24 protein-coding genes are annotated in these 22,157 nt (G+C 59.4%); 11 read left to right on the top strand and 13 right to left on the bottom strand.

Annotation, left to right across the window (positions count from 1 at the left end; genetic code table 11):
- Nucleotide 1: 1 nt before the first annotated feature.
- From Q1A34_RS07745 to Q1A34_RS07730, 4 genes are all read right to left on the bottom strand, one after another.
- Complete coding sequence (locus tag Q1A34_RS07745) at nt 2-244, bottom strand: DUF4170 domain-containing protein (protein WP_300032730.1); 243 nt, start codon at nt 242-244, stop codon at nt 2-4.
- A gap of 80 nt (nt 245-324) precedes the next feature.
- Entirely contained in the window at nt 325-1,101 is a 777-nt protein-coding gene (locus Q1A34_RS07740; protein WP_300032728.1) for a 3'(2'),5'-bisphosphate nucleotidase CysQ, read from the bottom strand.
- Entirely contained in the window at nt 1,088-2,434 is a 1,347-nt protein-coding gene (locus tag Q1A34_RS07735) for a TldD/PmbA family protein (RefSeq protein WP_300032726.1), read from the bottom strand. Before Q1A34_RS07735 ends, Q1A34_RS07740 begins: the two co-directional genes overlap by 14 nt.
- A 99-nt stretch (nt 2,435-2,533) precedes the next feature.
- The gene (locus tag Q1A34_RS07730; RefSeq protein ID WP_300032725.1) at nt 2,534-4,036 is read right to left on the bottom strand and encodes a DUF2125 domain-containing protein; all 1,503 of its coding nucleotides are present in this window, start codon (nt 4,034-4,036) and stop codon (nt 2,534-2,536) included.
- Nucleotides 4,037-4,168: 132 nt separating this feature from the next.
- Here Q1A34_RS07730 and Q1A34_RS07725 point away from each other — a divergent pair, with 132 nt between their 5' ends.
- Entirely contained in the window at nt 4,169-4,918 is a 750-nt protein-coding gene (locus Q1A34_RS07725) for an SDR family oxidoreductase (RefSeq protein ID WP_300032723.1), read from the top strand.
- Nucleotides 4,919-4,925: 7 nt separating this feature from the next.
- On the opposite strand, the gene Q1A34_RS07720 is transcribed toward Q1A34_RS07725, so the two are convergent.
- Nucleotides 4,926-5,219 carry an HNH endonuclease gene (locus tag Q1A34_RS07720; protein ID WP_300032721.1) on the bottom strand — a complete coding sequence of 98 codons (294 nt, stop codon included), beginning with the start codon at nt 5,217-5,219 and terminating at the stop codon, nt 4,926-4,928.
- 72 nt (nt 5,220-5,291) lie between these two features.
- Here Q1A34_RS07720 and Q1A34_RS07715 point away from each other — a divergent pair, with 72 nt between their 5' ends.
- A complete protein-coding gene (locus Q1A34_RS07715) occupies nt 5,292-6,626 on the top strand; it encodes a mechanosensitive ion channel domain-containing protein (protein ID WP_300032700.1) in 1,335 nt (444 codons plus the stop codon).
- Complete coding sequence (locus Q1A34_RS07710) at nt 6,623-7,804, top strand: TIGR03862 family flavoprotein (RefSeq protein WP_300032698.1); 1,182 nt, start codon at nt 6,623-6,625, stop codon at nt 7,802-7,804. The genes Q1A34_RS07715 and Q1A34_RS07710 overlap by 4 nt, the downstream gene beginning before the upstream one ends.
- Here the strand turns inward: Q1A34_RS07710 and Q1A34_RS07705 are convergent.
- Nucleotides 7,783-8,367: a glutathione S-transferase family protein gene (locus Q1A34_RS07705; RefSeq protein ID WP_300032696.1), complete on the bottom strand. Its 585-nt coding sequence runs from the start codon at nt 8,365-8,367 to the stop codon at nt 7,783-7,785. The two genes, Q1A34_RS07710 and Q1A34_RS07705, sit on opposite strands and share 22 nt — an antisense overlap.
- Nucleotides 8,368-8,494: 127 nt before the next feature.
- Between Q1A34_RS07705 and Q1A34_RS07700 the strand changes: the two genes are divergently transcribed.
- The gene (locus Q1A34_RS07700) at nt 8,495-8,926 is read left to right on the top strand and encodes a GFA family protein (protein ID WP_300032694.1); all 432 of its coding nucleotides are present in this window, start codon (nt 8,495-8,497) and stop codon (nt 8,924-8,926) included.
- Here Q1A34_RS07700 and holA read toward each other — a convergent pair.
- The 4 genes from holA to Q1A34_RS07680 all read right to left on the bottom strand — a co-directional run bounded on the left by holA (nt 8,923) and on the right by Q1A34_RS07680 (nt 13,513).
- On the bottom strand, nt 8,923-9,924 hold the full coding sequence (gene holA / locus Q1A34_RS07695) for a DNA polymerase III subunit delta (protein ID WP_300032693.1): 1,002 nt from the start codon (nt 9,922-9,924) through the stop codon (nt 8,923-8,925). The genes Q1A34_RS07700 and holA overlap by 4 nt on opposite strands.
- On the bottom strand, nt 9,921-10,400 hold the full coding sequence (lptE, locus tag Q1A34_RS07690) for an LPS assembly lipoprotein LptE (RefSeq protein ID WP_300032692.1): 480 nt from the start codon (nt 10,398-10,400) through the stop codon (nt 9,921-9,923). Before lptE ends, holA begins: the two co-directional genes overlap by 4 nt.
- The gene (gene leuS, locus Q1A34_RS07685; protein ID WP_300032691.1) at nt 10,387-12,924 is read right to left on the bottom strand and encodes a leucine--tRNA ligase; all 2,538 of its coding nucleotides are present in this window, start codon (nt 12,922-12,924) and stop codon (nt 10,387-10,389) included. Before leuS ends, lptE begins: the two co-directional genes overlap by 14 nt.
- Before the next feature lie 94 nt (nt 12,925-13,018).
- The gene (locus tag Q1A34_RS07680; protein ID WP_300032689.1) at nt 13,019-13,513 is read right to left on the bottom strand and encodes a DUF3576 domain-containing protein; all 495 of its coding nucleotides are present in this window, start codon (nt 13,511-13,513) and stop codon (nt 13,019-13,021) included.
- Between the two features lie 244 nt (nt 13,514-13,757).
- On the opposite strand from Q1A34_RS07680, the gene Q1A34_RS07675 reads away from it, so the two are divergent.
- Complete coding sequence (locus tag Q1A34_RS07675) at nt 13,758-14,696, top strand: porin (protein ID WP_300032687.1); 939 nt, start codon at nt 13,758-13,760, stop codon at nt 14,694-14,696.
- Between the two features lie 109 nt (nt 14,697-14,805).
- Complete coding sequence (locus tag Q1A34_RS07670; protein ID WP_300032685.1) at nt 14,806-15,459, top strand: YggS family pyridoxal phosphate-dependent enzyme; 654 nt, start codon at nt 14,806-14,808, stop codon at nt 15,457-15,459.
- Between the two features lie 83 nt (nt 15,460-15,542).
- On the opposite strand, the gene Q1A34_RS07665 is transcribed toward Q1A34_RS07670, so the two are convergent.
- Together Q1A34_RS07665 and ribA are read right to left on the bottom strand one after the other, a co-directional pair.
- On the bottom strand, nt 15,543-16,046 hold the full coding sequence (locus Q1A34_RS07665; protein WP_300032683.1) for a L,D-transpeptidase family protein: 504 nt from the start codon (nt 16,044-16,046) through the stop codon (nt 15,543-15,545).
- A complete protein-coding gene (gene ribA, locus Q1A34_RS07660) occupies nt 16,043-17,131 on the bottom strand; it encodes a GTP cyclohydrolase II (protein ID WP_300032681.1) in 1,089 nt (362 codons plus the stop codon). The genes Q1A34_RS07665 and ribA overlap by 4 nt, the downstream gene beginning before the upstream one ends.
- Nucleotides 17,132-17,292: 161 nt before the next feature.
- Between ribA and Q1A34_RS07655 the strand changes: the two genes are divergently transcribed.
- From Q1A34_RS07655 to Q1A34_RS07635, 5 genes are all read left to right on the top strand, one after another.
- Nucleotides 17,293-17,979: a response regulator transcription factor gene (locus tag Q1A34_RS07655; protein ID WP_300032679.1), complete on the top strand. Its 687-nt coding sequence runs from the start codon at nt 17,293-17,295 to the stop codon at nt 17,977-17,979.
- Nucleotides 17,980-18,248: 269 nt separating this feature from the next.
- Nucleotides 18,249-19,037, top strand: coding sequence for an exodeoxyribonuclease III (locus tag Q1A34_RS07650; protein WP_300032677.1), 789 nt, complete (start codon nt 18,249-18,251; stop codon nt 19,035-19,037).
- Between the two features lie 53 nt (nt 19,038-19,090).
- Complete coding sequence (gene trxA / locus Q1A34_RS07645) at nt 19,091-20,008, top strand: thioredoxin (RefSeq protein WP_300032676.1); 918 nt, start codon at nt 19,091-19,093, stop codon at nt 20,006-20,008.
- A 27-nt stretch (nt 20,009-20,035) separates the two neighbouring features.
- Complete coding sequence (locus Q1A34_RS07640; RefSeq protein WP_300032675.1) at nt 20,036-20,680, top strand: LON peptidase substrate-binding domain-containing protein; 645 nt, start codon at nt 20,036-20,038, stop codon at nt 20,678-20,680.
- Nucleotides 20,677-20,862 carry a Trm112 family protein gene (locus tag Q1A34_RS07635; RefSeq protein WP_300032673.1) on the top strand — a complete coding sequence of 62 codons (186 nt, stop codon included), beginning with the start codon at nt 20,677-20,679 and terminating at the stop codon, nt 20,860-20,862. Before Q1A34_RS07640 ends, Q1A34_RS07635 begins: the two co-directional genes overlap by 4 nt.
- Here Q1A34_RS07635 and Q1A34_RS07630 read toward each other — a convergent pair.
- Nucleotides 20,859-22,085, bottom strand: coding sequence for a UbiH/UbiF/VisC/COQ6 family ubiquinone biosynthesis hydroxylase (locus Q1A34_RS07630; RefSeq protein WP_300032671.1), 1,227 nt, complete (start codon nt 22,083-22,085; stop codon nt 20,859-20,861). The genes Q1A34_RS07635 and Q1A34_RS07630 overlap by 4 nt on opposite strands.
- Nucleotides 22,086-22,157: the final 72 nt, after the last annotated feature.

Genomic DNA, 22,157 nt, shown 5'->3' with positions numbered 1-22,157 from the left:
CCTACCCCAGTTCTTCCGTGGAAGAGGCAGCGGCTTCTTCGTCGCGCAGGCGATGCAGATGCGCGATGAAATAGCGCATATGGGCGTTGTCCACAGTGCGGTGAGCTTCGGATTTCCACGCATCATAGGCAGACTGATAGTCCGGGAAAATGCCCACAATGTGGATGTCGTCCACATTCTTGAAGGTGCTGCGGGTCGGGTCTGTCAACTCGCCGCCAAAAACGAGGTGGAGCCGCTGTGTCATGGGAATGTCCTCTGTGCGGGGTGATTGGGTCTTAGGTTGCGTATATGCCCGCCGGGGTCAAGTCACGCGGGACGGGTATCTCAGCCCTGGAGCGCACGCATAAGGCCCGGGTGCATGGCTGGTCCGGCTGCGACAACCCCGTCCAGCCGGGGCGCGGGGTTGTTGAAACGCAGCGGCCGGCCCTTGCGGTCGCTGCAGATGCCGCCCGCTTCGGTCACGATCAGTGCGCCTGCGGCGATGTCCCATTCCCATGCCGCGCGGAACGTCAGCATCGCATCAAAACGACCTTCTCCCACAAGGCTCAGCCGGTAGGCCAGGGACGGACGGTGCGCACGCCGGAACGCCGGTATCGCTCCGGACCAGTGCGACGCGTCCATAACCGGTTTGGTTGCCAGGATATCCGCATCCCCGGGGTCATTGCGCGGGGATGCCGCAATCGGGTTGCCGTTGAGAAACGCACCACCGCCCAGAGCAGCCGTATAGAGCCTGTCGCGCAGAGGCAGACAGACAGCGCCGGCGGTGACCTTTCCCTGATGCACCACAGCAACCGAATGCGCCCAGGTGCGCGACCCTTCGACAAAACTGCGGGTTCCGTCGATGGGATCGACGATGAAAACGGTGTCCTGTCCAAGGCGTTCTGCGTTGTCTTCTGTCTCTTCGGACAACCAGCCATAATCGGGCCGTGCAGCGCGCAGGACTGTTTCGAGATAGCTGTTCACGGCCAGATCTGCCTCGGTCACGGGACCTGCACCACCGGGTTTGTCCCAGCGGCGGGCCGACCCGCCGGTAAAGCTTGTCGCAACCCGCCCGGCAACGCGCACAGCATCCGAAATGAGCGCCAGATCAGTTCCCTGCAAGGGTCATTCCCGACACCAGCAATGACGGCACACGCCTGCTCAGGTGTTCGCGTGCGTCGTTTGCGGGCACAACGGACATCAGCATATCGCGCAGATTTCCGGCGATTGTGCACTCATTGATGGCACCCGTAATCTCGCCGTTTTCGATCCAGAGCCCTGCGGCGCCGCGAGAATAATCCCCGGTGTTGGGGTTGATGGTCGATCCGATCATAGACGTCACCAGCAGGCCCGTGCCCATGTCACGGATCAGATCGTCGCGGCTGGCCGTTCCAGGTGTCAGCGTCACATTCGAGGTGCCCGGCGACGGGGCAGAGGATGTGCCACGGCTTGCATTGCCCGTTGACGGCATACCGAGTTTGCGGCCCGTCGAAAGATCCAGTGTCCAGCCGGTCAGCGTGCCGTTGTCAACGATTGTCCGTGCCTGTGTCGGCAGGCCCTCTGCGTCAAAGGGCCGTGAGCCGGGAGTGCGCGGGCGGTGGGGCTGTTCCAGCAGGCTCAGCCCGTCCGGCAGAACCTGTTGGCCAAGCGCATCACGCAGCCAGGACGCACCGCGCGCAACAGAACTGCCGTTTACAGCAGCAAGAAGGTGGCCGATGAGCGACGACGAAATGCGTTCGTCGAACAACACAGGAAAGCTGCCTGTCGGAGGTTTGCGCGCCTCCAGACGTGCCAGTGTCCGTTCTGCGGCCTGCCTGCCGATATCTGCAGCGCCGCGCAGGTCTGCCTGAAAAATACGGCTGTCTGCATCGTAATCGCGTTCCATGCCGGACCCGGTCCCTGCAATGGCAACGCAGGACAAGCCGCGGTCGGTCCGTTTGTACCCGCCTGAAAATCCATTGCTGGCAGCCAGGAAAATCTCGCGCGCTGAGTATCCGGCAGAGGCGGACTGCACCTGCGTGATGCCGGCAACTTCCAGTGCGGCTTCCTCTGCGGCGACGGCGTCGTCCTGCAATGCTGCGGGTGAAGGTTCCGGGGTGGGATCGGCCAGTTCAAGCGCGTCAATGTCGATTCCGGGCGACAGCTGAGAGGGGTCAGCAAGACCACAGAACGGGTCTTCGGGTGCTTCACCGGCCATGGCAACCGCGCGCTGCGCCATTTCCTCGATGGTTCTGTCGCTGGTGTCAGAGGCGGATACAGTAGCACTGCGTTGTCCCAGAAAAACCCGCAGGCCCATGTCTGTGCCCTCTGAGCGTTCGGCCTGTTCCAGAACACCCGCCCGTACGTCGATGTTTACCGACGTCCCGCGGACGACAATGGCATCTGCTGACCCCGCGCCTGCGTGCCGGGCGGCTGCGAGCAGCCGGTCTGACAGATCCTGGATCGACTGGGTCAAGGGAAACCTCCGTTCGGCCTTTGGGGGACGACGTAGCGGCACAGCCCCTCTCCTGCAAGGGGAGCCGCGAAAAAGGCCTTAGTACCCGTGGTGGTATGCTTACTGAATGCGCTGGCCGTTCGCGATGATGTGGCCCTGCTCATTCATTTCAATCCGCGAATTCAGCGTGTCCGGTGCGTCGCCCGGCACGGCCAGCAGACCCAGCATCATGCGCGCGCCCATAGCCTGTTCCTCGGGCATCAGGCCGATGGCCACCAGCTTGTCCAACAGGCCATTGCCACCCTTCAGGCTCAGATCAAGACCACCTACCGGGCGCGGTACGGGCATATCGGTTTCGGGAAAGGTGAAACTGCCCTGACCTGTCAGTTCTGCACCGGCCAGATCCAGGCGCAGCTCGCGGACGTCAAGGCTCTCGATGTCAGCCGGGGCTTCACCGTTTTCTCCGGCAGCTGCAATTGAAGCAGGGTCGAGGAAGTCGAACAATACACGCGCCTTGCCTGCGAGATCGATGATCAGCGTCGCCGGATCGCGGGGCAGAGCACCGCCCCTGTCAAAAATGCTCCACAGGAAATCGTCCATCGTCAGGCCTTCCAGCTTCAGGACTGCCGAAAAATCTGCCGGCTCTTCTGATTCACGCAGAGGCATGCCCATCGAAAAGCCCGTGCTTTCGGCGGCAAACCCAAACGGAAAGGGGTACGCGCTGCCCTGGTATCGTGCAACCACGTCATTTTGTGTGCCCTCATACCGGATACCTTCAGCACTCATCGCGATGTCGAAAACAGTGCTGTCAGACGCGAGGCTCAGATCAAATTCCCCGGCAGAGCCGCTGGATACCACCTGGTGGGTTGCGGCACCCATGCGCATTTCGCCGTCCGTGGAAAAGCCCCGTTCCAGCATTTCACTCATATTCAGCGGATCCGCGACAATGGCGGGCAGATCAGAAACACCCTCAAAACTGAGCGCACCGATATCCCCGGTCAGCCGTCCCTGACCGTCGCCGACCGCATCGGAAAACCTGATCAGATAGGTCGCGCCGCCGGCCTGCATTTTCTGATCATACATCCGGCTGGCAGCCAGCTTCATCGTTGTGGTGCCGGTTATGTTGCTGGCCGTTCCCTCAGCGTTATAAAGCGATTTACCATCGACCTCAGGGCCAGACGTCAGAAAGGAAATTGTATCTGCGTCATAGTCATAAACGATTTCTGCAGGCGTTCCGGATGCACGGGCCGACAGCCCTGTCTGGCGGTATTCGACCATACTGGTCACGCTTTCGCCGTCAGGAGCCGTAAACTCCGTTACAACCGGAAAGACAGATGGCAGGCCGATGCTGACCGCGCCGTCATCGGTTTCCGTCAGTGCGATGTCGTCCAGTTCCATGCGCATGGCGCCTGCATCCTCGCCCAGCGAGCCGGTGACAGAGATATTACGGATGGTCAGCGTGCTTCCTTCGCGGGTTTCGGTGCCCGAAATCTGATATCCGATCCCAGCCATATAAGCACCGATGTCGTTCCAGATATCATCTGCGGTAATGTCTGCTGTGGCTGGCGCTGCGATGAAAAAACCTGCTGCAGCGGCAGCCAGGGAATTCTTTAAATAATACATACTGCGGTCCTTCGGAAAAGTTCGTGCACATGGTCGGCTATGCCTGGTTGATGGTCAAGAGGCAGCCGGGGGTAGACGGTGGCCAGCCGCGTTATTACCTGTACCACAAAGCCATAACCGGAGGGCGACATCATGGACATGAGCAATAAAACTGTTGTGATCACAGGCGCAAGCCGTGGGATCGGAGCTGAAACAGCGCGGGTTTTTGCTGCGGCGGGTGCGAATGTCGTGCTGTTGGCGCGCAGCCAGGGCCCGATAGCGGACCTTGCCGGAGAGATCGGAGCACAGGCCATCGCGATCCCCTGCAATGTCGCGCGCTACGGCGAAGTGGCCGCCGCGATGGAAACGGCCGCGGCGGAATTTGGCAGTATCGATGTTCTGATCAACAATGCAGGTGTGATTGAACCGATCTCTCATCTGAGTGCTGCAGACCCGGCCGGATGGTCTGATGTAATCGACATAAACGTCAAAGGCGTATTCAACTGCATCCATTCAGCACTGCCTGTGATGAAATCAGGCGGCGGTGGTTCGGTGCTCACCATCAGTTCCGGCGCAGCACACGGCCCGGTCGAGGCCTGGAGCCATTACTGCACATCCAAAGCGGCGGTGAATATGCTTAACCGGTGCCTTGATCTGGAAGAGGCAGAAAACGGGATCCGTGCCATCGGGTTGTCACCGGGCACTGTGGCCACCCGGATGCAGCGTGAAATCAAGGCATCCGGCATTAACCGTGTCAGTCAGCTTGACTGGAGTGATCATATCCCGGCCGACTGGCCGGCGCGCGCGCTGCTGTGGATGTGCGGCCCGGAGGCGGACGCATGGAAAGGTCAGGAAATATCGCTGCGGGATGAGGATATTCGCAGAGCAGTGGGACTGATCTGACGTCCTGCTACCGTTTGCGACGCCCGCCTGGCACCCTGGACAGAAAGCCGGGCGGCCGTCGCGCGACCCATTCAACGAATTTGGCCAGACGCGGATGCGACCGCAGCGCTTCGGGCGTGTTGTACTCGCGGGCAAGCTCCGCCTCGCTCAGTGTTGCGTGGATTTCACGGTGGCAGATATGGTGAAGAAGAACCGTCGGCCCGCCCTTGCCCCCTTTCAGCCTGGGAATGAGATGGTGATGGCTCTGTTTGACGTCCGGTGGGATCGGTCGCTTGCACAGGGGGCAGATGGGGTCGGACATAGGGCTTGCTCTGTCATTGCGGTGCAGGCATGAACCTGTGTGGGGACATGCACAAGTAAAGAGGGCCTGCACGTGGAATTCGACCTTTCCACCCAACCGGAGATTGTTCAGCAGGCTGCAGGCTATGCCCTGCAGGTGTGGGAGCTTGCCATGTCCTGGGCGCTCAGCCCCGCCGCATGGTCTCAGTTTGCGCTTCTGATTGTCGCCTGGCTCCTGGCTGTGGTCGCGGCCCGGCGTCTGCGCGGGTGGCTCGTTCCGGTTCTGACGCCTGCTGCTGAGTCTGAGAATATGCTGGCACAGGGGCGGCGGTTTGCGCTGACACTGTTGCCCTTGCTGCTCCCACTTCTGGCCTATGTCTTTACAGCAATCGGTGAAAGCGTTGTCCGGTCGGTTTTCGACAGCGGTGCTGTGATCGCCTTTGGCAAGCGGGTTTTCATGTTTGTCGCGGCCCGTACGCTGGCGCGCGAGATCCTGCAGGATCCGCTGCTGAAACTGTTGGGGCGGTACATCCTGATACCGGTCGCTGCGCTCTATGCGCTGGGTCTGCTGGATCTGCTGGTGGACAAGCTCAACGCCATGACGGTCAGCCTCGGCAATATCTCCTTTTCCGTGATGTCGCTGGTGCGGGGCATTATCGCCGGTGGTGTTCTTTTCTGGCTGGGTGGCTGGTCTAACCGCCAGACGTCGCAGTTCATTGAAAAGCAGGAAGAGATGCGGCCGTCTTTGCGGCAACTGCTGGCCAAAGTGGTCGAGTTCAGCATTTTCGGTGTCGCGTTCCTGCTGCTGCTGAACATCATGGGGATCAACCTGTCTGCGCTTGCTGTGATCGGCGGGGCGGTCGGTGTTGGTCTGGGTTTCGGACTGCAGAAAATCGCCTCAAACTTTATCTCCGGGGTGATCCTGCTGATCGAAGGGCAGGCGACGGTTGGGGATTATGTCGAACTGGATGGGGGCGAATCCGGCCAGATCGTCAGAATGACAGCACGCGCAGCGATTCTCGAGACTTTCGATGGCCGCTGGATCGTGGTCCCAAACGAGGATTTCATCACCACCCGGGTGACAAACTATTCAGACAGCGGCTCTGCCAACCGCTACGAGGCACCCTTTTCCGTGAGCTACGACACAGATATCAATCTGGTCCCGGACATCATCGAGGCCGCCGTGGCGACCCACCCGGATGTTCTGGATGCGCCCTATCCGCCTGACTGCGAATTGCGCGGCTTTGGGGACAGCGGGATCGATTTTGCCGTTGAATTCTGGGTCAACGGTCTGGATGACGGCCCCAACAAATACACGTCGGATGTGCTGTTTCTGATCTGGAACGCGCTGAAAGAGCACGACATCGAGATCCCCTATCCGCAACGGGTGGTCGAGATCAAAGGCGGGTTACCGCAGGCAGAGGCGTGAAACATGCGCTGATCGTCGGTGCGGGCCCTGCGGGGCTGATGGCCGCCGAAATCCTGTCAGCTGCCGGCTTGTCTGTGACACTTTGCGATGCCATGCCATCTGCCGGACGCAAGTTTCTCATGGCGGGCAAATCGGGTCTGAACCTTACAAAAGATGAACCATTCGAGCGACTGCTGCCGCATTATGGCAAGAGTGCACAATGGCTACGGCCTGCGCTGTCGGGGTTTGACGCCACCGCCGTACAGACATGGGCGCGGGGGTTGGGGCAGGAGATTTTCACAGGCACAACCGGGCGGGTGTTTCCCAGGGCGATGAAGGCCTCGCCGCTGCTGCGGGCATGGCTGGCGCGGTTGTCGGCACAGGGTGTGCTGCTGCGCACCAGAACCCGGTGGCTGGGGTGGGAAGACGGTTTGGCGGTTTTTGACACACCGCAGGGCCAGGAGCGTATCCCGGCAGATGTAACTCTTCTGGCACTGGGCGGGGCAAGCTGGTCGCGACTGGGGGCGGACGGCAAATGGTCGGCGGCTCTTGCGGCTGCCGGTGTGCCGCTGGCCCCGTTTGCGGCATCCAATGCGGCGCTGGCTCTGTCCTGGACAGGCCACATGAAACCCTGGTTCGGCACGCCGCTGAAAGCAGTCCGATGGCAGGCTGGCGATGTATCCTCGCGGGGGGAGGCGGTTCTGTCTGCGCGCGGTCTGGAAGGCGGCGGCATCTATGCGCTGTCAGCAGCGCTGCGCGAGGGGGCGCCGCTGTTTGTTGATCTGATGCCAGACATGGAACGCTCGGTTCTCCTTGGCGCTAAGGCTCCGAAAAAAGGCAGGAACCTCGCGCACTGGCTCAAAAGCACCCTGCGTCTGCCTGCCGTCAAGGCAGCTCTCGTGTTCGAAATGCTGAAGGGCGCGCCCGCCTCAAGAGATGCCTGGCCGGATGCGGTCAAAAACCTGCCGATCAGGCACATGGGTTTTTTGCCCATGGACGAAGCGATTTCGACCGTGGGCGGGGTCACCCGTGATGCTTTGGACGCCGACCTGATGCTGCACGGGCTGCCGGGCGTTTTCTGTGCGGGCGAGATGCTGGACTGGGACGCCCCAACGGGGGGGTATCTGATCACGGCCTGTCTGGCGACGGGCAGGCAGGCCGCACTCGGTGCGCTCCGTTATCTGGATGCGGCGGCCTGATAGGCCGGGCGTTCCCGCAGCCTGCGCGCGTATTCAAACAGCTTTTCATCCACGCGTGGGAATTTCGCGCCCACGGACCAGTTGATGCAGTGACAGGCCAGAATGTCCGGAATTGTCAGGCTGTCGCCCATCAGGAACGGTCCCTCCAGCATGTCCGACAACCGTGCGGCTGAGGTGCTGAACTCGGCTTTCAGCGATTCTTTGACAGCTGGCATACGGATATCTTCCGGCAGCACGAAACTGTGTTTGGCAGCAGCCCACAGAATCGCGTCAAATTCATCAATCAGCCAGAATGTCAGCGCGTCCTGTTTTGCCCGCGCAACGGTGCCGGCTGGTGCCGTCAGCTTATCGTGTTTGTCAGCCAGATAAGTCACGATGGCCATCGAATCGGTCAGAACGGCCCCGTCATCCAAAAGCGCCGGTACTTTCCCGCTCGGGTTATACCGCATGGCGTCTTCGGACCTTGGTGGTGCCGGAATATGGTCATAGGGCGCGCCTATTTCCTCGAGCATCCACAGCACGCGCATGGCGCGGGATTTTTGCGGACCGATCACAGTATACATTCACGGGCTTCCTTTTGCTGGCGGTTCGGCTGAACCTGTCATGGGGACAGGCAACTGACAACTGCTGACGAAAACTGGCAGGAATGCGGGGTAGCCTGTCTTTATCAGACAATGAAAGGAATGCGGAATGTCCCAGACCGGAAGCTGCCTTTGCGGCGCTGTAACCTACAGCATCACCAACGACATCACAGAAACAGGCGCATGCCATTGCGAGATGTGCCGCCGGTGGAGTGGCGGTGTTTTCCTTGGGATGGAAGTGCCGGGAGACGACCTCAAAGTCAACGGCTCTGAAAACCTGACTGTCTATGCATCATCTCCCTGGGCAGAGCGCGCGTTCTGCAAAAAATGCGGCAGCAGCATGTGGTACCGGGTTACAGCTCCCGGGCCGCACCACAACACCCATCATATCGGGCTGGGCACAATGGATGACGCATCCGGCGTGACCCTTACGGGCGAGATATTCATCGATAAAAAGCCGGATGGATACAGCTTTGCAGGTGACACGCACAAAATGACCGCCGCCGAGATGATGGCCCTGTTTGGCGGTGGCCCGGATTAACGCGCGGCCAGCATCGCAAGACGGATAAAGGCGCGTTCGACCAGCGCCATACCCGGTGCATGCTGTCCGGCCGAGCGCAGCTGCAGATCAGTGTCGGTGAGCAAAGTCAGCGCAGTTTCAAGCCGCTGCGCGCCCCATTTCCGTGATTGTGCAAGCATCCGGTCCCGGTTTGGACCAAAGATCGCAGGTCGCCCGGTCGTGTCGCTCGCAGCCCGGTGCAGCGCACGGAAATGGCGCATGGCGCCGATACACAGGCCAACCGGCGTCGCCCCCTGGGCGGCCAGTTTCTGCATTACGGGGCCGATTTCCCGGGCGCGGGCCTCGGCAACGACCATCAGAATGTCATCAATGGCCGCTTCCGTTGAGGTGGGCGCACAGGCTACCACGTCCTCAATTCTGACAGGCTCTGTATCGCCCAGTTTATACAGGGCCAGTTTCTCGACCGTCTGGCGAAAATCACCGGGGTCAATGGTCTGTGCCAGATCGTTCAGGGCGGCCAGCACATCACCTGGTGGGATTTCGAGGCCCGCGTCCCTGAGGGCGTGTTCAATTTCAGCGCGGGTGGGCGGGTTGTCGTATATCCCGACGGCATAGGCATTGGGGTGCGCCTCGAATGCCTTGCGCAGTTTCGACGTGGGCTTGAGATCACCGGCGGTCACCACGATCTGGGCATCGCCCGGCTGCCATTCTGCCAGCGCAGACAGGATCGCCGGGGCGGAGTTTTCATTGGCGTCCTCTGCAAACACCGCGCGTTGCCCTGGGAAAAAGCCTACAGCCTTTACCGCGTCGAGCAGCAGAGCCGGGTCCTTGCGGATATCATTGCCGTTCAGACGGGTCAGCCGCATTTCCTCTTCGGCAGCGGGGCCGAGCAGTGCTGCCAGCATCTGCTGGCGTTTGAGCGCCACGCGCATACCGTCCCGCCCGAAAATCAGCACACCGGTCCTGGCTGCTTCCGGTCTGGCGAAATAGCCGGTGGCGTCACGTGTGGACAGCTTCATGTCAGATCAGTGCTGAACAGTCTGATGATGACCTGATCGGCCAGCAAAACCATCAGCCGTTTCTGCGCGTCTTCTTCTGCTGCAATGGTTGCCACGGTTGTTCCCGTCGCCGAGTAACCGGTGAAATTATCAACAGAGCCTGATGTGACGATGCGCCCGCTGGCTGTGTCGATCAGCGTGTAATCGGCCGTGCCCAGAACGTTAAACCGGGTAATGTCGCCTTCGCGGTCCACCGCGAGGCTCTCCTGGCGCGTCGATACATCCACCGACAGCCTGTAGCCGGGATCAGCGGCGCGGCCCAGGCGTTCTTCGATTCTGCGGGTGATGAGATAGCCGTTCTCTGTGTCGGGCTCATCCACAAGTGTTCTGTTCTGCAGGCCGCTGCCGCTGCCGCCCGGACTGTACACCGGCGTGAAACCGCAGGCTGCCAGTGCGAGTGGCAGGCAGATCAGAGCGCGGCGGCTATACAACGACATTCACAATTCGTCCCGGCACAACGATTACCTTTTTCGGCGTGGCCCCGTCGAGGGTCCGGATGACAGCCTGATCTGCAAGGGCGGCTTTTTCAACCTCTTCCTTACTCATATCCGCAGGAACGCTGATTTCAGCACGGCGTTTTCCGTTCACCTGAATGGGCAGCGTGACGGTGTCAGACACCAGAAGCGCTTCATCAGCCTTCGGCCAGGTGGCTGTTGTTACCAGCCCCTCACCGCCCTGATGGGCCCAGATGTCTTCAGCAAGGTGCGGGGTCATCGGGGACATCAGCTGTGCCAGTGTCATGATCGCCTCGCGTTGGGCGGCATAGCCGGCCCTGGACTTCTGCAGGGTCGCCGTAAACGCATACAGCTTTGCAATTGCCGCATTAAACCCAAAGCTTTCGATCCCCATTGTGACATCATGGATGCAGCTGTGCAGCGCGCGGCGCAGTTCATCGTCGCCTGTTCCCCTGGCGTCTTTGTCCATTTGTCCGATGCGGTCACACAGGTTCCAGACACGACCAAGGTGTTTATAGGCGGCCTCGGCACCCGAGGCGGTCCATTCCACGTCGCGTTCCGGGGGGCTGTCGCTGAGAACAAACCACCGGGCGGTATCAGCACCATAAGCTGAAATGATGTTGATCGGGTCCACCACGTTCTTTTTGGACTTGGACATTTTCGCGGACGGAACGATTTCAACCGCTGTACCGTCTGCCAGTTTTCCCTCGGTGACATCTTCGGGCAGGTGATAAACAGGCCGGTCTTTGTCGTCACGCGTCTGATAAATCTCGTGCGTTACCATTCCCTGGGTGAACAGCGCGTCGAATGGCTCGATCGCGGTGTCCGGCAGGTGGCCGGTGATCTGCATCGCCCGGGCGAAAAAGCGCGAATAGAGCAGGTGAAGAATCGCGTGCTCGATCCCGCCAATATACTGATCCACATTCATCCAGTAGGCGGCGTCCTCTGCCACTGTGGGTGTTTCAGCGCGCGGTGCCGTGAAACGCGCGAAATACCAGGAGCTGTCAACGAAAGTGTCCATCGTGTCTGTTTCGCGCAGAGCTGGCTTGCCACAGGCCGGGCAGTCACAGTCGCGCCAGGTCGGATGCCGGTCGAGCGGGTTGCCCGGCGTGTCAAAATCGACGTCATAGGGCAGCTCAACAGGCAGATTTTCCTTTTTCTCCGGAACGACGCCACAGTCGTCACAATGCACAACCGGGATAGGGCACCCCCAGTAACGCTGGCGGGAAAGACCCCAGTCACGCAGACGGTATTTTGTCTGCCCGGTGCCCAGCCCCCTGGCCTCAAACCAGTCGATTGTTGCGTCGATACCGTGCTGCCCGGTTGTCTGATCGATTCCGGCAAAGTGATCAATATACTGAACTTTTTCGGTTTTCGCGGGCACCAGCGCTTCTGTCCCGACCTCTGTTTCATCGCCGGGCAGGTAAAAGGCATTCTGAACCGGCAAATCATATTTTCGGGCAAAATCCAGATCGCGCTGGTCATGCGCCGGGCAGCCAAAGACGGCCCCTGTCCCATAGTCCATCAGAACAAAGTTACCGATCCAGACGGGCAGTTCGACACCATCATAAATCGGATGCTTTACCCGCAGTCCGGTATCGATGCCTTTCTTTTCGGCTTTTTCCATTGCGGCTTCGGTGGTGTCCATTTTCCGGCATTCGCCAATAAAGGCTGCGAGCGCGGGGTTATCCGCCTCCAGCGCTTTGGACACCGGGTGATCAGGAGAGACCGCGATAAATGAGGCACCGCGCATCGTGTCGGGGCGTGTCGAGTAACACATGATCGTGCCGTCACCATCGGTGCGGGCAAAGGGAATATCGATGCCGCGGCTCTCGCCGATCCAGTTCTCCTGCATCAGACGTACCTTGGCGGGCCAGTTGTCCAGACCTTCCAGAGCGTCTTTCAGCTCACCTGCCATATCGCTGATCTTAAAGAACCACTGTGTCAGCTCGCGCCGCTCCACCTCTGCGCCCGAGCGCCAGCCTTTGCCGTCGATCACCTGCTCGTTGGCCAGAACGGTCATATCCACCGGGTCCCAGTTGACCTGAGCGTTTTTGCGATAGACCAGACCGGCCTGAAGGAAATCGAGAAACAGCGCCTGTTGCTGTCCGTAGTATTCCGGGTCACAGGTTGCGAACTCGCGTGACCAGTCGATGGACAGGCCCAGCGGTTTCATCTGGTCGCGCATGTCCCTGATATTGCCATAGGTCCAGTCCTTGGGGTGACCGCCTATGGCCATCGCCGCATTTTCCGCAGGCATACCAAAGGCATCCCAGCCCATCGGATGCAAAACATTGTGCCCGGTCGACATTTTGTAGCGGGCAATCACATCGCCCATTGTGTAGTTGCGAACGTGACCCATGTGGATGCGCCCGGACGGATAAGGAAACATCTCAAGTACATAGTATTTGGGTTTGTCCGCAGAGCGCACAGCCCTGAAGACTTCTTGGCTGTTCCAGACATCCTGCCAGCGTTTTTCAATCTCGGCCGGGGTGTAACGCGTCATGATTGCGTCCTTTTTAACGTATCAGCGCCGGGACCCGGTTTTGAACGGTGCCCGGCGCGGGAAAGAAAATTCAGTGTCCTGACCGTCGTGCCTGTCAGAGATTTCCCTCGGCATTCCGGATCTGGCGGGCGCGGGTCAGAATGGCATCTTCCACAGCGCGGATTGTCGAGGCGCTCGCCGGGCCATTGCGGGTCTGCAGTGACAGGTTCAGAGAGCGGGCCTCCAGCGCCGGGTCATCAATCAGCACGGTTGCGCGGTAGGCGCGGCTGCCGCCGGGTGGGGTGCCGAAGCCCGTTACAATGACCCCTGTAAACGGATCAACAGACTGAACCGGCAGAAACTCGAGCACTTCAAGCGACGCGGACCACAGGTATTTGTTCACGTTGGTCCTGGTTTCGACGGCACCTGCATTCAGGAAAGCTTCCCAGATGGTGGTGCCGGTAGATTCGTTTCGCTCCCGCGCGCTGGTATCGGCAGCTGCACCGCCTGGCGTGACAGAAGAACTCTGGGTTGCAGAGCCGCCGCAACCGGCAAGTGTCAAACAGAGGAAAGCCGCTGCAATCCTTTTCCCGGAGGTGTTCGTTATCATATAAACCTGCCTGTTTTTCGCCTTTGATCCGTTTACTTGAGAAGTCCTGACACCGCAAGCGGCAGGCGGTTCGGCAGGTGGACGGATCCCACACATCTTGGTGTGGCATCAAAGCACCACCTTGGGGGAATACGGACGGCCATTCAGGGCCAGTGCTTGAGATCGAACCAGCCTTAGGACATTACACCAACACACCCGGGGTGCACGCAGCCTGGGAAAACTTCTGAACCTTAGGGACAACGACATGAAAAAAGTTCTTCTTACATCCACGATGCTCGTTGCATCTGCCGGCATGGCAGCTGCCGAGGTCACATTCGACGGTTTCGGCCGCTTCGGCCTGTTCTATTCCGAAACAGACGTTGCTGGTCTGAGCGACACACGCATCGAACAGCGTTTCCGCCTGAACATCGTCGGCTCCGCCGAAACAGATGGCGGCGTTGAGTTTGGCGCACGTCTGCGTATCCAGTCCGACGAAGATGGCACAGCAACTGCTGGCTCCACCACATACGGCAACGGCAACGGCGGCGTTGTTTCCGCTCCGGAATTCAACGTAACAGCAGGCGGCTTCCGTCTGGACGTTGGCAGCACATCCGACGTAATCGACTCCGGCGACGTTGTTGACTACTACGGTTACGGTGTTGGTCTGACATCCTTCCTCGAGCAGTCCAGCGACTTTGGCCTTCCAGCGTCCGGCTTCGGCGGCGGCGGCAGCGTTGCTCCGACCATCAAAGCACGTTACTCTGCAGGCGACTTCACAGTTGCAGCGTCTTACACAGACAACGCAGTTGACACAAACGCCTCCGAGTACCAGGTCGGCTTCGGCTACAACTTCGGCAACTACTCTGCAGGCATCGCCTTCGGTAGCGAAGAAACAGCCGGCGACGACAATGACTTCTGGGCAGCTTCCTTCGGCGGCACAGTTGGCACAATCGGCTTCTCGCTGCTGATCGCTGACGAAGACATCAAAGACGACACAGCCTTCGGTGCGTCCGTTCTGATCCCGGTTGGCGCGGCAACAGAAGCGCGTATCGTAGTTGCTGACAACGGCATCGACGGTGACGACACAGCATACGGCGTTGGCTTCCGTCACAGCCTCGGCGGCGGCGTATCCCTGCGCGGTGGTATCGGTGAAAACAACGCTGGTAACACAACTGCTGACCTGGGTGTGATCTTCGACTTCTAAGTCGACCTCACAACCTGAATATCGGGGCGGACCTTCGGGTTCGCCCCTTTTCTTTTGTGCAGGGAAATTATCTCTGTCAGAACACGGTCAAAACACGGGAGATCGCCGGATGGCACTTGAGGATATTGCGCGGCGTATAAACGCGGCAACGGAAAATGCCGGACGTGCCGCAGGGTCGGTACATCTGATCGCAGTATCCAAGGTGCAGCCCGATGAACGGGTTCGGAGCGTTCTTGAAAAGGGTCACAGATCTTTTGGTGAGAACCGGGTGCAGGAGGCCGCTGGCAAATGGCCGGGTTTCCGTGAGGATTTTACAGACATTGACCTGCATCTGATCGGCCCCCTGCAGACGAACAAAGCCCGTCAGGCTTTTGAGCTCTTTCAGAGCATCCATTCTGTCGACCGGCCAAAGCTGGCGAAAACATGTGCGCGTCTGGCACAGGAAACCGGCGCGTGCCCGGAGTTATTTGTTCAGGTCAATACCGGCGAGGAACCACAAAAGGCGGGTGTTCTGCCCGGCGATGCGGATGCCTTTGTCAAAGACTGTCTTGGGATGGATCTGCCTGTGCGCGGTCTGATGTGTATCCCGCCGGCGGATGAGGAACCTTCTCTGCACTTTGCGCTTCTGGCAAAAATCGCAGCGCGCAACGGGTTGACCGGCCTCAGCATGGGGATGAGCGGAGACTTCGAATCCGCTATCGCTCTCGGCGCGACGCATGTGCGCGTTGGCTCTGCGATATTTGGTGAAAGAACCCCTGCCTGAGGTGCTGTGCGAAAAGTCCGTTTCACAGAACGGCCCATGAAATCATAGATTCCCGCGCGTTACGTGACGCGTTAGTTGTTTCGTCAGACGCCAGTGCCCACGATCAGACGTGTTTGCAGGGTGATCAGCGGCGCGATCCGGTGCAGGTTATTTCTGGAAAAAGCAACGCAGCCTTCGGTCGGATATCCGGGCCGCCGGTGTTGATGAATAAATATAGCTGATCCGCGCCCTTTCACGGCATAGGGCCAGTTCCAGTCTGTCAGAATGATCAGATCATACAGCGGGTCCGGGCGCCGGAGCGCCTCGTGACTGTGTGGGTAAGGGGCCCGGACCATCATGTTGTAGTCTTCGTGCGTTACGTCATCTGACCACAGATCACGCGGGCCGATGGGCAGGGCCCAGTTTGTCGGACGCGCTAATCTGTCAGGTCGGTAAAGCATTCCGACAATCCGGTGCACGCCTTGCGGTGTGGCACCGTCACCTTCTTTTTTCCGACCCGAGATGCCGCCACGTCCGATGCTGCAAGGCCAGTACCGGCCCCGGAACCGAACGCCGCGCGGTGTCAGCACCATGTCAAACGGCGTCATTTCAGGTGACCCGACTTGCGCTGTTTCGTTTCCAGATAGGCGCGGTTGTGGCGGTTCTGTCCGACATGCAGGGGCACCCGCTCTGTCACGTCCAGCCCGCAGCTTTGCATCATATTGGTCTTGGCCGGGTTGTTTGTCATGAGGCGCACAGCCTGAAACCCAAGAGAGCGCAGGATATCAGCGCCCAGCCTGAAATCCCGCTCATCATCCTCGAAACCCAGCCGGTGGTTGGCCTCGACGGTGTCGAACCCCTGATCCTGCAAAGAGTACGCGCGCATCTTGTTGGCAAGCCCGATGCCGCGTCCTTCCTGGTTCATGTAAAGAAGTACACCGCTGCCTTCTCCACCCATTTGCGCCAGGGCCGCACGCAGCTGCGGGCCACAGTCGCATTTCAGCGAGCCCATCAGATCTCCGGTAAAACAGGCCGAATGCAAACGCGCCAGGACCGGTTTGCCGCGATCCGGGCGTCCGACTTCGACCGCATAATGTTCTTCGCCGCCGTCTTCCGGGCGAAAAACATGCAACCGGCCTGCCTCGGATACCTCCAGCGGCAATCGGGCGCTGACGACACTGTGCAGCGGGCTGCGAATATCGAGCGCGCTGGCAACAGCTTCGGTCTGCAACAGCGTCAGACCGTGCATGGATGCAAATTCCGCTGCGTTGTCCACAGCAACCACCACGGCCGCGGGCAGTAAGCGTGCCGATTTCACAAGTCGGACGGCGACACGGTGCGCGCCTGCGTCCCCGGTGCGCGCACTGGCCAGAGGGCCTTTCATAGGGTTCATCAGGTCGCCGGCCGGATCTGCCACCGCCTGAATCCAGACGGTCTTGACTCCATCGGGCGTTTCGATTCGCGCGATGTCCCCATCGTATGCGCGGGCCCGCAGCGTTTCGGCCCGCCGTGCCGTAATCGCCAGAACCGGCCGGTGGCCAAGTGCGGCAAGGTCATCCAGCCGCGCCTGTTCCAGGGTTTCTGCAGCCATAATGACCACCGGCAGGGTGCCATCCAGCACAACGGGAACGCCCATGCGCAGGTCGGCACGGGCACGTGCAAGGCGTTCATTCAACGTTGGAGCGATGGTCATGATGTTACAATGCCTGACTTTTGCGGCGCTGATCTAGGGTAAACGGGCCGGAATTGAAACATTTACCCGGCGTTGTAACACGAGGCTGTGAGAGATTTCATCCTGCGCTTGTCTGAAAGGAATTAAAACCACATTTCTGTTTCAACACGAGGGAGAGACCCATGGCACAACTGAAAAAAATTCTTCTTGTCGATGATGACGACGATCTGCGTGAAGCGCTCAGCGAACAGCTGATCATGACAGAGGACTTTGATGTCTTCGAGGCAGCGAACGGAGCGGACGCAATGGTGCGTGCCAAAGAGGCGCTTTATGATCTTGTTATCCTCGATGTGGGTCTGCCCGACACGGATGGTCGCGAACTTTGCCGTCTGATGCGCAAACAGGGTGTGAAAAGCCCGATCCTGATGCTGACCGGACACGACAGTGATGCCGACACCATTCTGGGTCTCGACGCCGGTGCAAACGACTATGTCAGCAAGCCATTCAAGTTCCCGGTGCTTCTGGCGCGTATCCGGGCACAGCTGCGACAGCATGAACAGTCCGAGGATGCTGTGTTCCAGCTTGGGCATTATACGTTCAAACCTTCGATGAAGATGCTGATCACCGAGGACGACAAAAAAGTTCGTCTGACGGAAAAAGAAACCAATATTCTCAAGTTTCTTTACCGTTCCACCGACGGCGTCGTCGCACGGGACGTTCTTTTGCATGAGGTCTGGGGATACAATGCGGGTGTCACGACGCACACGCTTGAGACGCATATTTACCGTCTTCGCCAGAAAATTGAACCAGATCCGTCCAATGCGCGCCTTCTTGTGACCGAATCCGGTGGTTACAGGTTAATGGCATAGGGCACGTTCACATTTTGACGTGCGTCAATGAAACGTTAACTAAAATGCTCTAGGCTTAAGTTATCCCGCGCATGTCCGGGTTATGACATGCACCTCCCTGTTGGACTTGGCCGGGCTTTATGCCCGGTCTTTTTTTGTCCGGTCGATTCCTGTGACCCGGGAGAGGCCCGGCGCTTGCTGCTTTTTCGACGTTAACCCGCAGACGGGGCATGGTGCAGCAGAACGCGTCGGGATACTGTGCTCCAGATTCATTTGCCGGAGCCCTTCAGATGCCTTTTTCCCTCGCGACCTGGAACATCAATTCCGTAAGACTGCGCGCTGATCTGGTGCTGAAACTGCTGGCCGAGCAAGGCCCGGATGTCCTGTGCCTGCAGGAATGCAAAAGCCCGGTAGATAAGATGCCGCTCGAAGCTTTCGCCGCCGCCGGTTACGCGCATTGCGTGGCGCGTGGCCAAAAGGGATATAACGGTGTCGCAATCCTGTCCAAACTGCCCCTCCGCGAAGCAGGGTCCGAGGACTTTGCCGCGCTTGGGCATGCGCGTCACATCGCCGGGCAGCTGGACAATGGCGTGACGATCCACAATTTCTACGTGCCTGCCGGAGGCGACAAGCCTGACCGGGCAATCAATGAGAAGTTCGGCCAGAAACTCGACTACCTGACCGACATGCGTGACTGGTTTCACCGCGAAAAACCTGAAAAATCGATCCTGGTCGGCGATCTGAACATTGCGCCACGCGAAGACGATGTCTGGGATCACAAAAAACTGCTCAAGATTGTCAGCCACACGCCGATTGAGGTTGAGCATCTGGCGCAGACGCAGGATGCGGGCGGCTGGGTGGATATCACGCGCCAGGACATCCCGGAAGGGCGGCTTTACAGCTGGTGGTCTTACCGCGCCGCTGACTGGGACGGGGCCGACAAAGGCCGCAGGCTGGACCATGTCTGGGCCACGTCGGATATCGCTCAGGCCGGGCACTCCAGCCGTATTCTGCGGTCTGCGCGGGGCTGGGAAAAGCCAAGTGATCACGCACCGGTATTCGCCACTTTTGACCTTTGAATTCGACGTAACGCTCCCATATAACGCAGACGCGACAGAACAGGACGGACGACATGATGGATCTGAACCTAGGTGCGGCACCTGCTGCGGATGACCTGATCAAAGACAGCACAGAGGCCACCTTCATGGCCGATGTAGTTGAAACCTCGCAGACAATTCCGGTGATCGTGGATTTCTGGGCACCCTGGTGCGGGCCCTGCAAAACGCTGGGACCACAACTGGAGGAAGCCGTACGCGCGGCCAAAGGCGCGGTGAAAATGGTCAAGATCAACGTTGACGAGGCGCAGATGATTGCCGGTCAGCTGCAGATCCAGTCGATCCCCACGGTTTATGCATTTCACAAAGGTCAGCCTGTGGATGGCTTTCAGGGTGCAGTACCGCCGTCGGAAATCAAAGCATTCGTCGACCGCGTCATCAAGGCAGGTGGCGGCGAGGCCCCCGGTGAACAGCTGGATGAAGCCGTTGCAGCGGCAGAGGAAATGCTGGGAGAGGGAGCGGCAACAGATGCGGCCCAGACCTTTGCGGCGATTCTGGGTGAAGACCCGAACCATGCAGGTGCGTATGGTGGCCTGGTGCGCGCGCACATCGCCATGGGCGAGCTTGATCAGGCAGAGGCCATTCTGAACGGCGCGCCAGCCGAGATTTCCAAGGCCCCTGAACTGGAGGCAGCGAACGCCCAGCTGGAACTGGCCCGGCAGGCAGAGAGGGCTGGCCCGCTGGACGATCTGCGCTCGGCTGTAGAAGCTGACCCGGACGATATGCAGGCCCGTTTTGACCTTGCTCAGGCGCTGCATGCAAACGGGGATGTCGAGGCAGCAGTGGATGCTTTGCTGGAGCTGTTCCGCCGGGACCGGGAATGGAACGATGGCGCCGCAAAGGCCCAGCTTTTCACAATCTTTGAAGCCCTCAAGCCCAATGATCCGATCATGCTGAACGGACGCCGCAAGCTGAGCTCAATGATATTTGCCTGAGGGCCCGGACGGGCTACGTCGATTATCATGATCAACGCTGCAGAGCTCCCCGAGACGATTGCAATCTTCCCCCTGCCCGGGGCGCTGTTGTTGCCCCGGGCCCGGCTTCCGCTGCATATTTTCGAACCCCGATATCTGCAGATGCTGGAAGACGCGCTGAAAACGCCGACGCGGATCATCGGAATGATCCAGCCGAATGAAGTCCCCGGGCGAAACGGGAATGGTCTGCACACGATTGGCTGCGCCGGCAGAATAACGCAGTTTTCTGAAACCGAAGACGGCCGGTATCTGATCACCCTTGGTGGTGTGTCCCGGTTCCGCGTCGCAAAGGAGGTCGAAGGGTTCACACCCTACAGGCGCTGTGATGTGCAATGGGATGGCTTTGACCGTGATCTCGGTCCCGAAGAACGTGACCCGGGTTTTTCGCGCGAGACGTTTCTGTCGTTGTTGGAACGGTACTTTGATGCGCGCGAATTGTCGGCAGACTGGGATACGCTTAAAGAAGCAGATGATGAGCTGCTCATCAATTCCCTGTCGATGATGCTGGACTTTGATCCCGAAGATAAACAGGCTCTGTTAGAGGCACCATCGCTGCCCACACGGCGCGAGACCCTTGTCACTCTGATCGAATACACCCTGCGGGGCGGTACAGAAAGCGAGATGATTCAATGACCGACGGCGCAGTTTCAGTCGAGCGGCGGATGCTGGAAGCGCTGATCTGCCCGCACACTCATACTACGCTGGAGTATGACGCAGAACGCCAGGAACTGATCTCGCGTCAGGGCAAAATGGCTTATCCGATCCGGAACGGTATCCCTGTGATGCTCGCGGATGAGGCGCGCGCGCTCGACTAGAGCGGCCGGCCCTTCATGAGGCGCGGCAACTCTCCGGTCAATCCAGCTGCTTCACGAATAAAGCCGCGCCGCAGTGCCGGAAATTTCCCTACAATCCCCATGCCAATGTCGCGCGTTGCGCGTAAAATTGGGTTATCATTTGAAAACAACCGGTTGAACGTATCTGTCGCAAGCGCGAGCGTTGTGTTGTCGAACCGTCGCCATGTCTGATAGGCGGCCAGAGTTGTTTCTGATCCGATGTCCTCGCCACGCCGCCGCGCATCTGTGATGACTTCGGCAAGCGCTGCAATATCTCTGAAACCTGCATTCAGGCCCTGACCCGCGATGGGATGGACACCGTGGGCTGCATCCCCGGCCAGCGCGACACGCGGCGCTGTCATAGAGTTGGCCAGCGACAGAGACAGCGGATAGCTGTAGCGGGCACCAGCAAGCTGAATGTCACCGAGGAAGCTGCCGAAACGCGGGCGCAGAACGTCGAGATAATCTGCATCACTCATGGCGTTGATCCGGGCAGCATTGGCCGTGGTTTCGCTCCACACTATAGAGGCGCGATTGCCTGTCAGCGGTAAAATGGCAAGAGGCCCCGGTGGCATAAAGAACTGATGTGCGACGCCATTGTGGGGCAGTTCGTGCCTGATGGCACAGACCAGCGCTGTCTGATCATAGCTCCAGCCGGTTCTGCCAATTCCGGCGCGTTGCGCGGTTTGTGACCCCCTGCCGTCACAACCGACCAGCAGCCGGGCGCGGATCCGGCGTCCGTCATCAAGTGTCACGGTGATGCTCGTCGCGTCGGCAAGCTGATCAGTAACCCGGACACCATTGATCCGTGTAACAGCGGGAGCCTGGTTGATGGCTTGTTGCAACGCGGGGCGCAGATGCCTGTCCTCGACCATATAGCCCATCGGGCCCTCTTCGATCTCGGCATGATCAAAATGCATGAAGAAGGGCGAGGGCCCTTCACCCGCACGGCCATCTGTTACCTTGATGTCCAGCATCGGCTGCGCGTTGTCTTCGAGGCCGTCCCAAAGCCCGGTCGCCTGCAGCATTCTGGTGGATGACAGCGCCAGCGCATAGGACCGGCCATCAAAACCGGCATCCGCAAAGGTTTGTTCGGGCAGGGCGTCAATGATAGTGACCGATACACCGGCTTCTGCAAGCGCAATCGCCAGGGCTGGCCCGTTCAGCCCGCCGCCCACGATAACAATGTCGCTGTCCGTATCCATGCTGTGTTCCTGCACGGCTGGCGGGGGATTGTCCATGCGCGCTTGCGTCGCTACCGTTCCGCCAGAAATGAA

The sequence above is a fragment of the uncultured Roseobacter sp. genome, from assembly GCF_947491795.1.
In the GTDB taxonomy this organism is placed as follows: domain Bacteria; phylum Pseudomonadota; class Alphaproteobacteria; order Rhodobacterales; family Rhodobacteraceae; genus Roseobacter.
Note: the sequence above shows the minus strand (reverse complement) of the source record. Positions and strands in the feature narration are given on the sequence as shown.